The 14,979-nt window shown below is 71.5% G+C and carries 12 protein-coding genes; 2 read left to right on the top strand and 10 right to left on the bottom strand.

The genetic code is table 11. The features are described from left to right. Nucleotides 1–7: 7 nt before the first annotated feature. The 4 genes from ACIBLA_RS08270 to ACIBLA_RS08255 are packed head-to-tail and all read right to left on the bottom strand — an operon-like array spanning nt 8 to nt 3,885. Nucleotides 8–1,210 carry a serine hydrolase domain-containing protein gene (locus tag ACIBLA_RS08270; protein ID WP_399198125.1) on the bottom strand — a complete coding sequence of 401 codons (1,203 nt, stop codon included), beginning with the start codon at nt 1,208–1,210 and terminating at the stop codon, nt 8–10. Nucleotides 1,211–1,254: 44 nt separating this feature from the next. Beyond that, nucleotides 1,255–2,019: an energy-coupling factor ABC transporter ATP-binding protein gene (locus ACIBLA_RS08265; RefSeq protein WP_399198124.1), complete on the bottom strand. Its 765-nt coding sequence runs from the start codon at nt 2,017–2,019 to the stop codon at nt 1,255–1,257. Further along, nucleotides 2,016–2,777, bottom strand: a complete 762-nt coding sequence (cbiQ, locus tag ACIBLA_RS08260) for a cobalt ECF transporter T component CbiQ (RefSeq protein ID WP_363242121.1) — start codon at nt 2,775–2,777, stop codon at nt 2,016–2,018. The genes ACIBLA_RS08265 and cbiQ overlap by 4 nt, the downstream gene beginning before the upstream one ends. Nucleotide 2,778: 1 nt before the next feature. Then, on the bottom strand, nt 2,779–3,885 hold the full coding sequence (locus tag ACIBLA_RS08255; protein WP_399198123.1) for an energy-coupling factor ABC transporter permease: 1,107 nt from the start codon (nt 3,883–3,885) through the stop codon (nt 2,779–2,781). Nucleotides 3,886–4,109: 224 nt separating this feature from the next. Here ACIBLA_RS08255 and ACIBLA_RS08250 point away from each other — a divergent pair, with 224 nt between their 5' ends. Further along, nucleotides 4,110–4,523 carry an SsgA family sporulation/cell division regulator gene (locus ACIBLA_RS08250; protein WP_363242123.1) on the top strand — a complete coding sequence of 138 codons (414 nt, stop codon included), beginning with the start codon at nt 4,110–4,112 and terminating at the stop codon, nt 4,521–4,523. A gap of 47 nt (nt 4,524–4,570) precedes the next feature. Here ACIBLA_RS08250 and ACIBLA_RS08245 read toward each other — a convergent pair whose 3' ends face one another. Then, nucleotides 4,571–6,823, bottom strand: a complete 2,253-nt coding sequence (locus ACIBLA_RS08245) for an MMPL family transporter (protein WP_363242124.1) — start codon at nt 6,821–6,823, stop codon at nt 4,571–4,573. A gap of 173 nt (nt 6,824–6,996) precedes the next feature. After that, nucleotides 6,997–7,569: a TetR/AcrR family transcriptional regulator gene (locus tag ACIBLA_RS08240; RefSeq protein ID WP_363242125.1), complete on the bottom strand. Its 573-nt coding sequence runs from the start codon at nt 7,567–7,569 to the stop codon at nt 6,997–6,999. 181 nt (nt 7,570–7,750) lie between these two features. Here ACIBLA_RS08240 and ACIBLA_RS08235 point away from each other — a divergent pair, with 181 nt between their 5' ends. Beyond that, entirely contained in the window at nt 7,751–11,206 is a 3,456-nt protein-coding gene (locus ACIBLA_RS08235; RefSeq protein WP_399198122.1) for a S41 family peptidase, read from the top strand. Between the two features lie 103 nt (nt 11,207–11,309). On the opposite strand, the gene ACIBLA_RS08230 is transcribed toward ACIBLA_RS08235, so the two are convergent. The 4 genes from ACIBLA_RS08230 to ACIBLA_RS08215 form a co-directional block, all read right to left on the bottom strand. Further along, nucleotides 11,310–11,501, bottom strand: a complete 192-nt coding sequence (locus ACIBLA_RS08230) for a hypothetical protein (protein WP_363242127.1) — start codon at nt 11,499–11,501, stop codon at nt 11,310–11,312. Nucleotides 11,502–11,592: 91 nt separating this feature from the next. Continuing rightward, on the bottom strand, nt 11,593–12,474 hold the full coding sequence (locus ACIBLA_RS08225; RefSeq protein WP_363242128.1) for an SDR family oxidoreductase: 882 nt from the start codon (nt 12,472–12,474) through the stop codon (nt 11,593–11,595). Further along, entirely contained in the window at nt 12,471–13,403 is a 933-nt protein-coding gene (locus ACIBLA_RS08220) for an alpha/beta hydrolase (RefSeq protein ID WP_363242129.1), read from the bottom strand. The genes ACIBLA_RS08225 and ACIBLA_RS08220 overlap by 4 nt, the downstream gene beginning before the upstream one ends. Further along, nucleotides 13,400–14,905 carry a flavin-containing monooxygenase gene (locus ACIBLA_RS08215; protein ID WP_399198121.1) on the bottom strand — a complete coding sequence of 502 codons (1,506 nt, stop codon included), beginning with the start codon at nt 14,903–14,905 and terminating at the stop codon, nt 13,400–13,402. Before ACIBLA_RS08215 ends, ACIBLA_RS08220 begins: the two co-directional genes overlap by 4 nt. Nucleotides 14,906–14,979: the final 74 nt, after the last annotated feature.

Genomic DNA, 14,979 nt, shown 5'->3' with positions numbered 1-14,979 from the left:
GTGCCGATCATGAAGCCGACCTGACGGCCCGCACCAGAGCCTGTGCCCGCGGGTCCGCCGTCACTCCCTTGCGCATGCCGTTGGTGACATAGCCGAACGCGATACCCGACTCCGGGTCGGCGAAGCCGAGCGAGCCGCCGCTTCCGGGGTGTCCGAAGGAGCCGGGGCCGAGCAGCGGCGTGCCCGCGCCGTGCAGCATGAAGCCGAGGCCGAAGCGGGTGCCGACGACCAACACCCGGTCGGGGCCCGCCGATTCCTCGGTACGGGCGAGCGTCAGCGTCGCCGGCGCGAACAGCCGCTCGCCGCCCCGGTAGCCGTGGCCGGGGCCGTCGACGGGGCCGATCATCGCCGCGTAGCAGCGCGCCAGCCCACGCGCGGTGGAGATCCCGCCGCTCGCGGGCATTTCGGCGGCGCGGTAGGCGGCGCTGTTCAGGTCCGGCAGCGGATCGATCGCGCCGAACGCCCGCCGCGTGAGGGAGTCCGGGTCCTTGTACGCCTCCGCGACCGAGCGCTTCACGCGCAGCCGCAGCTCCCCACTGCCCCCGGCGGGCTCCTCGATCCTCCCGATACGGCCCACGCGGTGCGCTTCTTCGGCGGGCAGCCCGATCCAGAAGTCCAGGCCGAGCGGGCGGGCGATCTCATCGGCGATCCACTGGCCGACGGAGCGTCCAGTGACGCGTTTCACCAGCTCGGCGACCAGCCAGCCGTACGTGTACGCGTGGTAGCCGTGGTCGGTGCCCGGCTCCCAGACGGGCCGCTGCGCGGCGAGCGCGTGGGCGCCGGACTCGCCGTCGAGCGCCTCGTCGGGGCTGAGCGGCCGGTCGAGCACGGGCACGCCCGCGCGGTGCGACAACAGGTGCCGTACGAGCACCCGTTCCTTGCCCGCCGCCTTGAACTCGGGCCAGTACGTGCCCACCGGCGCGTCCAGGTCGATGCGCCCGCGCTGGTGCAGCAGAAGCGGTACGGCGGCGGCGACGCCCTTCGTGGCGGAGTGGACGATCTGCGCGGTGTCCACGGCCCACGGCTCCGCGCCGTCGACGTCGCGCGTGCCGGCCCACAGGTCGACGACCTTGTGCCCGTCCCGGTAGACCGCGACGGCCGCGCCCCGCTCGCCGCGGTCCTGGAAGTTCCGTACGAAGGCGTCCTTCACGGGTTCGAAGCCCGCGGCCACCGTGCCCTGGACGTCAGCGACGCCTACGATCCCGCTCATACCTCCATGGTGCACGGTCGGCGGAGCCGACCGGTCCACCGGGTTCAGCGAGACGGCACCGACGCGGGGTCGAAACCGAACGGCAACTCCAGCCGGTGCGCGCCCATCAACTCCGCGTCGCCGAGCAGATCGCGGGTCGCCCCGTCGGCCGCGATGACGCCCTCGCTGAGGATCACGGCGCGCGGGCACAGCTCCAGCGCGTACGGCAGGTCGTGCGTGACCATCAGTACGGTGACGTCCAACGCCCGCAGGATGTCGGCGAGTTCGCGGCGCGAGGCCGGATCGAGGTTGGACGAGGGCTCGTCGAGTACGAGGATCTCGGGCTCCATCGCCAGGACCGTCGCGACGGCGACCCTGCGGCGCTGTCCGAAGGAGAGATGGTGCGGCGGCCGGTCCGCGTACTCGGCCATCCCGACCCGGCTGAGCGCGGCGACGACCCTGGCCTCCAGCTCCGCGCCGCGCAGCCCGGACGTCGCGGGGCCGAAGGCCACGTCCTCGCGCACGGTGGGCATGAACAGTTGGTCGTCGGGGTCCTGGAAGACGATGCCGACGCGGCGGCGTATCTCGGCGAGATGCCGCTTCTCGACGGGCAGCCCGGCGACGGTGACGGACCCGGCGCCCGCCGTGTGGATGCCGTTGAGATGCAGGACGAGGGTGGTCTTGCCCGCGCCGTTGGGGCCGAGCAGCGCGACCCGCTCGCCGCGCGCGACGGTCAGGTCGACACCGAAGAGGGCCTGGTGGCCGTCGGGGTACGCGTAGGCGAGTCCGCGCACTTCGAGGGACGGCGGCGGCTGCGGCTGGCTGCTCATAGGGTCCAGCCAAGCAGACAGACCGCGAGCGCCGAGAGGGGGAGTGCGGCGGCGGACGTCCACTGTGCGCGGGACGCCGACATCTCGTCGATGACGGGCATCGTGCCCGTGTAGCCGCGGCTCAGCATCGCCAGATGCACCCGCTCCCCGCGCTCGTAGGAGCGGATGAACAGCGCGCCGGCGGATTTGCCGAGCACACCCCAGTGCCGTACGCCGCGCGCGTCGAACCCGCGCGAGCGGCGGGCGATCGACATCCGGCGCAGCTCGTCGGTGATCACGTCGCCGTAGCGGATCATGAAGGACGCGATCTGTACGAGCATCGGCGGCAGCCCCAGCCGCCGCAACCCCAGTAGCAGCGCGCGCAGTTCGGTGGTGGAGGCGAGGAGTACGGAGGCGGCGACCCCGAGCGTGCCCTTGGCCAGCACGTTCCAGGCGCCCCACAGGCCGGGAACGCTCAACGACAGCCCGAGGAACCGGACTTGGTCGCCGGGCACCACGAACGGCATGAGGACGGCGAACGCCACGAACGGCACCTCGATCAGCATCCGGCGCAGCAGGAAGCCGGCCGGGACGCGGGCGAGCGCCGCGACGCCGGCGAGCAGCGCCGCGTACAGGCCGAAGGCCCACACGGCCTCGCGCGGGGTGGAGACCACGACGAGCACGAAGCACAGGACGGCGGCGAGCTTGCAGTGCGGGGGCAGGGCGTGGACCGGGGAGTTCCCCTGCCGGTAGAGCTTGTGGGCGTGGCCCGCGCCCATGTCAGGCCCCCTTGGCGGAGGTGGGCGTTCCGGAGGACGCGGCCGGTGCGTTCTCCGTCGTACGGCGGCGGTGGACCGCGTAGAAGATCCCGCTGCCCACGACGACCGTCGCGCCGACGCCGATCACGCCCGCGAGTCCGCCCGAGAGCCGGGTGCTGGAGATGTCCTTGATGCCGTAGTCGGCGAGCGGCGATCCGGCGGCGGCGTGCGCCTGCTCATCGGCCTTTTCGTCGAAGCCCTTGTCCGCGGCGACCTTCTCCAGCCCGTCGGGGTTGGCGGAGGCGTAGAAGGAGACGACTCCGGCCAGCAGCAGGGCGGTGCCGAGACCGGCCGCGAGCAGCCCGCGCGGCGAGCGCGAGGCCGTGGACGCGGCCACAGGAACAGTGGGCGCGTCCACCAGCTGCCCGTTCACCCGCAGCTTGAGCGGCGCCGCGAGCCCGCGCGCCCCGTGGACCAGGTCCGGCCGTACGGCGATGACGGCGCCGACCGTCAGGGCGGTGATCGCGGCCTCGCCGATACCGATGAGCACATGCACCCCGACCATCGCGGTGAGCACGCTGCCGATGGGGATGTCGGTGGTCCCGCCGATCGCGTAGAGGAGGGTGAAGGCCGCGGCGGAGGCCGGCACGGACACCAGCGCGCCGACGAACGCGGACACGGTCACCGAGCGGCGCGCGCGGGGCAGGACCCGGATCAGGCCGCGGAAGATCCCGTACGAGACGACGACCGTCACGACGCCCATGACCGTGATGTTCACGCCGAGCGCGGTGAGCCCGCCGTCGGCGAAGAGGATGCCCTGCATGAGCAGGACGACGGCGATGCACAGGACGCCGGTGTAGGGGCCGACGAGTATCGCCGCGAGCGCCCCGCCGAGCAGATGCCCGCTGGTGCCCGCGCCGACCGGGAAGTTCAGCATCTGTACGGCGAAGACGAAGGCGGCGACGAGACCGGCGAGGGGTGCGGTGCGCTCGGCGCCATGGCCCTCGGCGAGCGGTCCGGCGCCCAGTTCGCGGCGGGCGCCGCGCAGGCTGACCGCCACGGCACCGGCGGCGACGACGCCGGCTGCGGCCGACACCGGCAGGTTGATCATTCCGTCGGGGACATGCATGGGCGGGCTCCGCTTCCGGCAGGCGTGGTGAACCGCTCGAAGTGAGCCGTCCGCATAGATAGTCCTCTCTTGCGAACGAGTTGCAAGAGCGCGTGCCATGCGAACCGGTGTACGGACACACCGAACGGCCCGGAAAATTTGAGTTTTCCGGGCGACTCGACGTTAAATAACGGATAAAAGGTATGTTGTGTTGTAAAGCGAGCACGCCGCAGAGGAGCGAAGCGATGTCAGCCGTCGTCGAGCAGCCTGCCAAGGTCCGCCTCATCACGGACGCCCCGCACCACGGGCGTCTGTCGGTCACCCTCCGCTACGACAGCGCCGATCCACTCGCCGTCCGCGTCGCCTTTCCGGCCGAGGTGTCGCGTGACGACGGCGAGGTGGTGTGGGCCTTCGCCCGCGAACTGCTCGAATCGGGCCTCCGGGGCCCCTCCGGCGACGGAGACGTACGCGTCTGGCCCTGCGGCCGGGCACAGACGATGCTCGAATTCCACTCGCCGGAGGGCGTGGCCCTGACCCAGTTCGACACAGCCCTGCTGCGCCGGTTCCTGCGGCTGACGTACGAGACCGTCCCGGTCGGCGAGGAGCGCTACCCGCTGCGCGCGAAGCGCGGCCTCGACCGGCTGCTGCGCAACCCGTGACCGGTGGGGCCGGGTCGGTCGGCGACCGACCCGGCCCCACCCGGACCTCAGACCCGCACCAGCTCCTTCTCCGAGCCCGGCCCGGAGTCCCCGCCCGCGCCGGCCGTCTCCTTCTCCAGCATCTTCCGCAGCTGCTCGCCCTCCACGTCCACGTTGGGCAGCAGCCGGTCCAGCCAGCGCGGCAGCCACCACGCCTTGTTGCCGAGCAGCGCGAGCACCGCCGGCACGATGGCCATCCGGACCACGAACGCGTCGAAGAAGACCGCGATGGCCAGTGAGAAGCCGATCATCTTGACCATGGACTCGCTGGAGCCGATGAAGCCCGCGAAGACCGCCATCATGATCACCGCGGCGGCGGTGACGACCCGCGTCCCGTGCCGGAAGCCGGTGGAGATCGCCTGTCCGGGCCGCTCCCCGTGGACGTACGCCTCACGCATCCGCGTGACCAGGAACACCTCGTAGTCCATGGCGAGACCGAAGACGACACCCACCATGAAGATCGGCATCATCGACATGACCGGGCCGGTCTGCTCGACCCCGAACAGGCCGGAGAGCCAGCCCCATTGGAAGACCGCGACCACCGCGCCGAGCGCGGCGACGACCGAGAGCAGGAAGCCGAGGGCCGCCTTGAGCGGTACGAGGACCGACCGGAAGACGAGCATCAGCAGCAGGAACGCCAGGCCCACGACGAGCGCGAGGTAGGGCAGCAGCGCGTCGTTCATCTTCTCGGAGAAGTCGGTGTTCATCGCGGTGGCACCGGTGACCAGGACCTTCGCCTCGCTGCCTGAGGCGATCTCGCCGCCCGCGTCGCGGATGGCATGGACCAGGTTCTCCGTCTCCACCGACGAGGGGCGGTCCTTCGGGACGACCGTGATCGTCGCCGTGTCGCCGGCCTTGTTGTAACTGGCGGGGGTCACGGCGGCGACGCCCCTCAGGTCCTTCACGGCGTCGGTGACCCGGGCGGCGGTCTGCTTGGCGTTGTCGTCGCCCTTGCCGTCCACGACGACCATCAGCGGACCGTTGAAGCCGGGCCCGAAACCGTCCGAGAGCAGGTCGTACGCCTTGCGCTGCGTGGTGCTCGTCGGCTGCGAGCCGTCGTCGGGCAGCCCCATCTCCAGCGAGCCGGCCGGGACAGCGATGATGCCGAGGCCGACGACTCCGGCGAGGAGTACGGCGACGGGACGGCGCAGCACGAAACCGGCCCAGCGGGTGCCCATGTTGGGCTTGCCCTCGGCCGCCTTGCCGTCGGCCGAGGCGGCCCGCTCCCGTGCGTGCCTCTCGCGCACCTTCTTGCCGTGCACCCGCCTGCCCGCGAATCCCAGCACGGCCGGGACGAGGGTGAGCGCGATGAGGACGGCGATGACGACCGTTCCGGCCGCCGCGGCGCCCATCTTGGTGAGCATCGGGATGTTGACGACGGCGAGCCCGACGAGCGCGATGACGACGGTGAGCCCGGCGAAGACGACGGCGGATCCCGCCGTCCCGGCCGCCCGCCCGGCGGCTTCCTCGGGTTCACGCCCCTCCGCCAGCTCCGCCCGGTAGCGGGAGACGATGAACAGGGCGTAGTCGATACCGACGGCGAGGCCGATCATCATCGCGAGAATGCTGGTGGTGGAGCCGAGATCCATCACGCTGGCCAGCGCGGTGATGGTCGAGACACCGATCCCGACGCCGATGAGGGCGGTGAGCAGCGGCAGTCCCGCCGCGATCAGCGAACCGAAGGTGATGACGAGCACGACCGCCGCCACGGCGATGCCGATGATCTCGGTGGCCCCGGTCTCCGGTACGGCCTGGAGCGCGTCGCCGCCGATCTCGACGGTCAGCCCGGCGCCCCGCGCGTCGGCCCCCGTCTCCTCCAGCGCCGTACGGGTCTCATCCGTCAGCTCCATCGAGCTGACCTTGTATGTGACCGAGACGTAGGCCGTCGCCCCGTCCTGCGAGACGGCCTTGGCCGTGTACGGGTCGGTGACCTGCGCGATCTGGTCGGAGCCGGCCGGCAGCTCGTCGACGATCTTCTCGACCTCGGCCTTGTTGGCGGCGGAGGTCATCTTCTCGCCGTCCGGCGCCTTGAAGACGACTCGGGCGGTGGCGCCGTCGGCGCTCCCGCCGGGGAAGCGCTCTTCGAGCAGGTCGAAGGCCTTCTGGGCCTCCGTGCCCGGAATGGAGAAGGAGCTGGAGGTCGCGGTGGACGCGGACGCGGCGCCGACGCCGGCGAGAGCCAGCAGCGCCACCCATACGAAGGCGACGAGATTTCGTCGGCGGAAGGCGAACCGTCCGAGTTTGTAGAGAAACGTGGCCACGAGGCGTACTCCCGGTCTGGGGGTGGGTCAAGGGCATGGGGAGCCGACCGACGGCGCGAGAGCGACACGCGTCAGGTGCTGGTGCCATGGGCGGCACCGGTACTGCTGGGGAACCCCGGAGGTGGGCGAGCGGCCCAGGGATGCGTAGGCGTAGCTGCGGAGCTTCGGGGAGGTCAGACGCCGAGGGCGGGGAGAAGCACGGCGTCGAGATAGTCGCGGAGGAAGGCCTGGTCGACCGACCGGTCCTCCACGAGCTGCCGGGCGACGAAGGCGCCGACCAGCATGTGTGTGACGTATTTCAGCGCGGGCTGGTCCTCGCTGATCTCGCCCCGTTCGACGGCACGACGCAGAAACACGCCGAGTCCGTTGAGTTCGGGCTCGATGAGCAGTTCGCGCAGCGCCTGGTGGAGATCGGGGTTGTTGTGGACGGCATGGACCAGACCCCGCATCAGCGCGGAGTCCCGTTCCATCTGGCAGTCGTCGGCCAACGAGACCATGGCGTGGAAGTCCCCGCGCAGCGAGCCGGTGTCGATCTCTGTGACATCGGCGGGCTTGTTGGCGCGCAGGGCTCGTGCGACAAGCTCCGGCTTGCTCCCCCACTGGCGGTAGAGGGTTGCTTTGCTGGCATGGGTGCGACCGGCGACGGCGTCCATGGTGAGGGCGTCGTATCCGACCTCGCGCAACAGGTCGAGCGTGGCTCCGTACAACTCGCTCTCGCGCTCCGGCGTGAGTCTGGTGCGTGCCATGGTCGACCTCCCGTCAAGGTTTCGAGTGCCAAGCGAAACGGTTTCGTACAGTACGAAGATAACCCCGCCCCCATCGAAACGACAACGTTTCGCTTGTGGGCTCCACCACACCGAATAGATCCGGCCAACTTGGCTCATTCCACGAGTTGCCGCGCCCCTCCCACACGGAAAGCATTGGGGGGTGAGTGACGACGTCGCGTATCTCCGCTATCCGCACCTGCACGACGACTTGCTGTGCTTCGCCGCCGAGGACGATCTCTGGGTCGCCCCGCTCTCGTCGGCCAAGAACCGCCCCGACCGCGCGTGGCGGGTGACCGTCGACCGCACCAGAGTGGGGCATCCGCGATTCTCGCCGGACGGCAGCCAGATCGCTTACACGAGCTGGCGCAGCCTGGATCCGGAGATCCATCTGGCGCCGGTGGCCGGCGGCCCGGCCCGCCGCCTGAGCTACTGGGGATCGACCGACACCCGCGTCTGCGGCTGGACGCCGCCGGACAAGGACGGTACGGCGCAGATCCTCGCCGTCTCCTCGCACGGCCAGCCCTTCTCGTACTACTCCTGGGCCTACAGCGTCCCCACCGACGGCTCCCCCGGCGGAAAGCTCCCCTGGGGCCCGGTCGCCGACATCGCGATCGCCGACATCGAGGGTGAGCGGCGCAGCCTGCTGCTCACCGGTAAGCCGCCGCACGAACCGGCCGCCTGGAAGCGGTACCGGGGCGGCGCCACCGGCCGGCTGTGGCTGCACGGCGAGCGGCTGCTGGAGGACCTGCCGGGGCATCTCGACTGCCCGATGTTCGTGGCCGGGCGCATCGCGTTCCTCTCCGACCACGAGGGCGTCGGCAATCTCTACTCGACGCTCCCCGACGGCACCGACCTGCGCCGGCACACCGACCACGACGCGTTCTACGCCCGCCACGCGTCGTCCGACGGCCACCGGATCGTCTACCAGTGCGCGGGCGACCTCTGGCTGGTGGACTCCCTGGCGCCGGACGCGACGCCGCGCAAGCTGTCGGTACGGCTCGGTGGCCCGCGCGCCGGGCGGCGCAGCTACCAGGTGCCGGCCGCCCACCACGTCGACGCGATCTCCGTGGACACCACGGGCCGGGCGAGCGCCGTCTCCGTACGCGGCAGCCTGTACTGGCTCACCCACCGCGACGGCCCCGCCCGCACCATCACGGACACTCCGGGCGTACGGGTCAGGCTCCCCGAGATGCTGGGCAGCGGCGGCAAGGTCGCCTACGTCACGGACGCGGACGGCGAGGACGCGATCGAGATCGCCTACCTGCCGCGTGCGACCGGCGACCGGCCGCCGGTGCGGCTGGCCTCCGGGCGGCTGGGGCGGGTCCATGAGCTGATCGCCGATCCGGACGGCGAACGGCTGGCGCTGAGCACGCACGACGGAAGGCTGCTGATACTGACGGTTCCTGACGACTCGTCCGACGACAGCACGTCAGAACCCGTGTCCGCAGGGCCTGTTGAGGGCGTCGATGGGTCCGCCGAGGATGCCACGGGGGACGCCGTCCCGGAGGACGGCACGGAAGAGGTCGCGGAGGACGTCACCGAGCTGATCCGCTCCGTCAACGGCCCCGTCACCGACCTCGCGTTCTCCCCCGACGGCGACTGGATCGCCTGGTCCCACCCCGGCGTCGGCCGCTCGCTGCGCCAGATCAAGATGGCGCGCATCGCCGACCGCACGATCGTCGACGTCACCAACGGCCGCTTCGAGGACGAGAATCCGGTCTTCACACGGGACGGCCGATATCTCGCCTTTCTTTCCTGGCGCGGATTCGACCCCGTGTACGACGTGCACACCGGCGACCTCTCCTTCCCGCTGGGCTGCCGCCCCTACCTCGTACCGCTGTCGTCGGCGACCCCCTCGCCGTTCGCGCTCCTCCCGGACGGCCGCCCGGCCGCGGGCGGTCTCGACCCGGTAACGGTCACCGTCCCTGCGGGCGGCACGGCGGCCGTCTACGGGGGCACCTCCCAGGCCGAAGGCTCTGGGGGAGGGACGGTCACCGTCGAGGTCGAAGGACTCGCGAGCCGCGTCACGCCCTTCCCCGTCTCCGCGTCCAAGTACTCGGCCCTGCAACCCGTCAGCGGCGGCGGTCTGGTCTGGCTGCGCTGGCCGATCTCCGGGGCGCTGGGCGAGACGTTCGCCAACCCCGCCGACACCTCGGGCCGGCCGACCCTCGAACACTTCGACATCACCAAGGCGCGCAAGAGCGAACTCGTCGACCACCTCGACTGGTTCGCGCTCAGCCGGGACGGCTCCCGGCTCGTGGTCGTGGACGACGACGAACTGCGCGCCGTCCCCGCGACCGAGACCGGCGACGGCGACTCGACCGTCCATCTCGACCTGCGCCGCATCCTGCACGAGGTCGACCCGGCGGCCGAGTGGCGCCAGGCGTACGCGGAGGCGGGCCGCATCATCCGCTCGTACTTCTGGGAACCCGAGATGTGCGGCATCGACTGGGACGCGGTGCTCGACCAGTACCGCCCGCTGGTCGAACGCGTCGCGTCCCCCGACGAGTTCGCCGATCTGCTGCGCGAGGCGCTCGGCGAGCTGGGCACCTCGCACGCGTACGTGACCCCCGCCCGCCGCAACGAGGGACCGCCGCACTACCAGCGCGCCATGGGCCTGCTCGGCGCCAACTTGGTGTGCAGGGACGGCGAATGGCTGGTGAAGCGGATCCTGCCCGGCGAGTCGTCGGACTCCAAGGCCCGTTCTCCGCTTGCCGGTACGGGCATCCGCGAGGGCGCGGTCCTCACCCATGTCGACGGCCGGCCCGTCGACCCGGTGACCGGCCCCTTCCCCCTGCTGTCCGCCGCCGGCGGTACGACGGTCGAGCTGACCTTCCGCCCCGCCGAGGACCTGTCACCGGCCAACGGCGGTGCCCGGCACGGCGGTTCACGGCGGGTCGCGATCGTCCCGCTCATCGACGAACGGCCGCTGCGCTACCAGGACTGGGTCGCCAAACGCCGCGAGGTCGTCCGCGAGCTGAGCGGCGGCAAGTGCGGCTACCTCCACATCCCCGACATGGGCGGCTCGGGCTGGGCGCAGTTCAACCGCGATCTGCGGCTTGAGGTGTCCAGGCCCGCGCTGATCGTGGACGTACGGGGCAACGCGGGCGGTCACATCAGCGAACTCGTCGTGGAGAAACTGACCCGGCGCATCCTCGGCTGGGACCTGACGCGTAACGCCCAGGCGGTCAGTTACGCCTCCAACGCCCCGCGCGGCCCGGTCGTCGCCATCGCGGACGAGGCGACCTCCTCCGACGGCGACATGATCACCGCCGCCTTCCGGCTGCTGAAGCTGGGCCCGGTGGTCGGACAGCGCACCTGGGGCGGGGTGGTCGGCATGACCGGCAGGCACCGGCTGGGCGACGGCACGGTGATCACGGTGCCGATGAACGCGGCCTGGTTCGACACGTACGGCTGGTCGGTGGAGAACCACGGTGTGGAGCCGAACATCGAGGCGCTGCGCACGCCGCTCGACTGGGCGGAGGGGCGGCACGCGCAGCTCGACGACGCGGTGTGGGTGGCGCTGGAACTGCTGACCAAGCAGCCGGCGGCGACCCCACCCGGCTACGGCGCCGTCCCGGACCGCCGCCGCCCACCGCTACCGCCACGAGCCTGACCGGGTCCGCCCGGGTCCGCCCGGTGGCCGCCCGGCCCCGCGAAGGGGCGCACCCGGTGCCCGGCACCGGGTGCGTCTCCTCGTACAGACTCCTCGTACACCGTCAGGCGTCGTAGTCGTCGGCGAAGCGGTCACGCGCGTCCTGCGCGCGCTGCCGCGCGCGGGCCCGCTCGTCCTGCGTCCGGTCCTCGTCCTGCGAGGAGCGCTCGGCCGCCTCGTCCTTCTCCCCGTCCGCCTTCCTCGCCCTGTCGGCGAGCTCCTGCGACTTGTCCTTGAACTGGTCCGCTATACCCATGGGAACTCACTCCTGGAAGTCCGGTGAGGCCCATGGTGGGGTCCCAGGGCCTCAACCAGCCTTGCACGCCCCCACATACCGCGCATTTCGATCAATTACGCTGCGTACGCGCCCGCTCGTCCGCCGCCCCGCCCGCCCCCACGAGCCCCTTCCCCACTCCCCCGACCCGTGGTTCGAGGCTCCGCATGTGCCGGGCCCCGACGGTCGCGACGATGCCCGGCAGATACCCGCGTACGGACTGCGTGCCGCGCAGCCACCACTGCGCGTACACATGCGGCGAACGCCGCTCGATCCCCGACACGATGCGCTCGACGGCGGGCCCCAGCGGATACGTCTTGTTGGCCGGCCACGGCAGCCGCCGCCGCATCTCGCGCATCACCTCGTCCTCGTCCGCGCCGCGCACCATGTCGGTGTCGGTCCAGGACAGATAGCCGACGCCGACGCGGACGCCCTTGTGGCGGACCTCGCCGCGCAGGCTGTGCGCGAAGGCCTCGACGCCCGACTTGGAGGCGCAGTACGCGCTCATCATCGGCGCCGGGGCGATCGCGGCGAGCGAGGCGATCTGGAGGAAGTAGCCCCGGCTCTCCATCAGTACGGGCAGGAACGCGCGCGCCGTCACCGCGCCGCCGACGAGGTTCACCTCGATGACCCGCCGCCAGGCGACGGGGTCCGAGTCCAGCAGCGGACCGCCCGCCGCCACACCCGCGTTGGCCACCACGATGTCGACCTTCCCGAAGCGCTGCTTGACCTCCCCCGCGACGCGGGTCATCGCCTCGTGGTCGGTGACATCGGCGTACCAGTGCTCGCACTCGGTGTGCAGCCTGCTCGCCACGTCCTTCAACTCGTCGGCCTCCAGGCCCACGAGCGCCACCCGCGCACCGCGCGCCGACAGCTTGCGGGCCAGCGACTCACCGACGCCGCGTGCCGCGCCGGTGACGACGGCGACCTGTCCTTCGAGACCGACCCTGCTCATACGGCGCTCTCCTCTCCGACACCGGCCCTGAGGTGGTCGTCCACCAGCTGACGAATCACCGCGGTCACCGCCTCCGGCGCCTCCACCGGCGTCATGTGCCCCATGCCGGTCAGCTCGGTCAGACCCACGCAGTCGGGCAGCGCCTCGACCAGCCTGCGGGCCAGCACCGGAGGCGTCAGCCGGTCGGCCGTCCCCGTGACGACGGCCGTGGGCACCCGCAACTCCCTTACGCCCGCGTCGAGATCGAGTTCGCCGAGCACATGCGACCAGGCCACCCGCACCGCGCGCGGACACGCGTGCACGATCCGCGCGCACGCGGCGACCCGGTCCGGCGCCGTGCCGGGCCCCATCGTCCCGTACCGCAGGATCCGCTTCGAGACGGGCGTGACCGGCCCCAGCGGGGCCCGCGCGCCGAGGATCAGCCGCGTCAGCCGGGTGCGTACGCGGCCGGGCCGCATAGGCACCACGCGCGACTCGGCCACCAGCTTCGAACTGCCCGTGCTGCACAGCAGCGCCGCCGCCGCGTGCTCCCGGAAGGCGGGCCGCGCCGACGCGGCCATCAGCGTCATGCCGCCCATCGAGTGCCCGGCCAGCACGGCTTTCTCACCCGGCGCGAGGGTCGCGCCCAGCACCGTCTCCAGGTCGTCGGCGAGCGCGACGGTGCTGTAGCCGCCGCGGCCGACGGCCGGTGAACGCCCGTGCCCGCGCTGGTCGTAGACGATCACCCGATGGTCGGCGGCGAGGTCGTCGATCTGTCCGGCCCAGAAGAGAGTCGAGCAGGTCCACCCATGGATCAGGACAACTGCGGGCGCCCCCTCGGAGCCGTACACCTCGATGTGCAGGCGCGAGCCGTCGCCGGAACGCGTGAAGATCTCACGCACGGGCCGGACCGACGGGGCGGGTCGGACTGATCGAGTAAGTCGGCTCATCGAACGCTCTCCTCGGTGTCGGTCGTCGCCGCCCGCGCCCGGACGACGTCGTACTCCCTCAGGTCCACGGCCCGCGTCGCCCGGCGGAACTCGGTCGTCGTCCCCGGCCAGATGGTGGTGTTGCGCCCGTTCGCGTCCAGATACCAGCTGGTGCAGCCGCCGGTGTTCCACACGGTGCGCTTCATCCGCTCCTGCACGCGATGGTTCCACGCGTCGACGGCCGCGGGCGTGGGCGTGAGCGCGGCGCCCGCGCCCAGTGAGCCGAGCGTGCGCAGATAGTCGCCCAGGTAGCTGAGCTGCGCCTCGATGATCAGGATCATCGAGGAGTTGCCGAGCCCGGTGTTGGGACCGATGACGGTCATCCAGTTGGGGAAGCCGGCGGCGGTCGCGCCGCGGAGCGACGCCATGCCGTCCTTCCACGCCTCCGCGAGGGTGATCCCGTCCACCCCCACCACCCGCTCGGCGACGGGCATGTCGGTCACATGGAAGCCGGTCCCGAAGATGATCGCGTCCACCTCCGTCTCCGCACGGTCCGCCGCCACGACGGTCGAGCCGCGCACCTCCGCCAGCCCCGACGCGACGACGTCCACGTTGGGCCGCGCGAGCGCCGGATAGTACTCGCTGGACAGCAGGATCCGCTTGCAGCCGATGCGGTACGAGGGCGTCAACGCGGCCCGCAGCGCCGGGTCCTTGATCGCCCGCGCCATGTTGGCCTTGGCGATGCGCTCCACCAGCGCCAGTTCATCCGGCCGCCTGGTGAACGCCTGGACCTGCAACTCCCTTAACCCCCACAGCAGTCCACGCCGCGCGGCGGCGGTCGCCGGCACCTTCCGGTGCAGCCACCGCTCGGCCCCGGAGATCGCCCGGTCCGCACGCGGCAGCACCCACGGCGGGGTGCGCTGGAACAGCGTCAGCCGCGCCACGTCGGGCTGGACCGCCGGCACGATCTGGATCGCGGAGGCGCCGGTCCCGACCACGGCGACGCGCTTGCCCCGCAGGTCGTAACCGTGGTCCCAGCGCGCGGAGTGGAAGACCTTGCCGGGGAACGCGTCCAGGCCGGGGATGTCGGGCACCTTCGGGTCGGACAGCGGCCCGGTCGCGGAGACCACGACGTCCGCCGTGACGGTCCCGCGCGAGGTCTCGATCTCCCAGTGCGCCGCCTCGGCGATCCAGCGCATCATCAGCACCTCGTGGTTCAGCCGCAGGTGCGGCCGGAGTCCGAAGGTGTCGGTGACGTGCTCCAGATACGCGCGGATGTGCCGCTGCCCCGAGAAGGAGCGCGGCCAGTCGGGGTTGGGCGCGAAGGAGAACGAGTAGAGGTGCGAGGGCACGTCGCAGGCGCAGCCCGGATAGCTGTTGTCACGCCACGCCCCGCCGACCGAGTCGGCGCGTTCCAGGACGACGAAGTCGGTGATCCCGTCGCGGCGCAGTCGCACGGCGGCCCCCAGGCCACCGAATCCGGTTCCGATCACCGCCACTCGTACGTGCTCGTGCTTGGCCATGCCGCCGCCTCCCGCCGGAGTACCCGCACCGAACCACGCCAGTGATCACTGGCACTGTCTGGGAGGGTAGGGCA

Origin of the sequence: Streptomyces sp. NPDC050433 (genome assembly GCF_044458565.1) — a bacterium.
In the GTDB taxonomy this organism is placed as follows: Bacteria; Actinomycetota; Actinomycetes; order Streptomycetales; family Streptomycetaceae; genus Streptomyces.
Note: the sequence above shows the minus strand (reverse complement) of the source record. Positions and strands in the feature narration are given on the sequence as shown.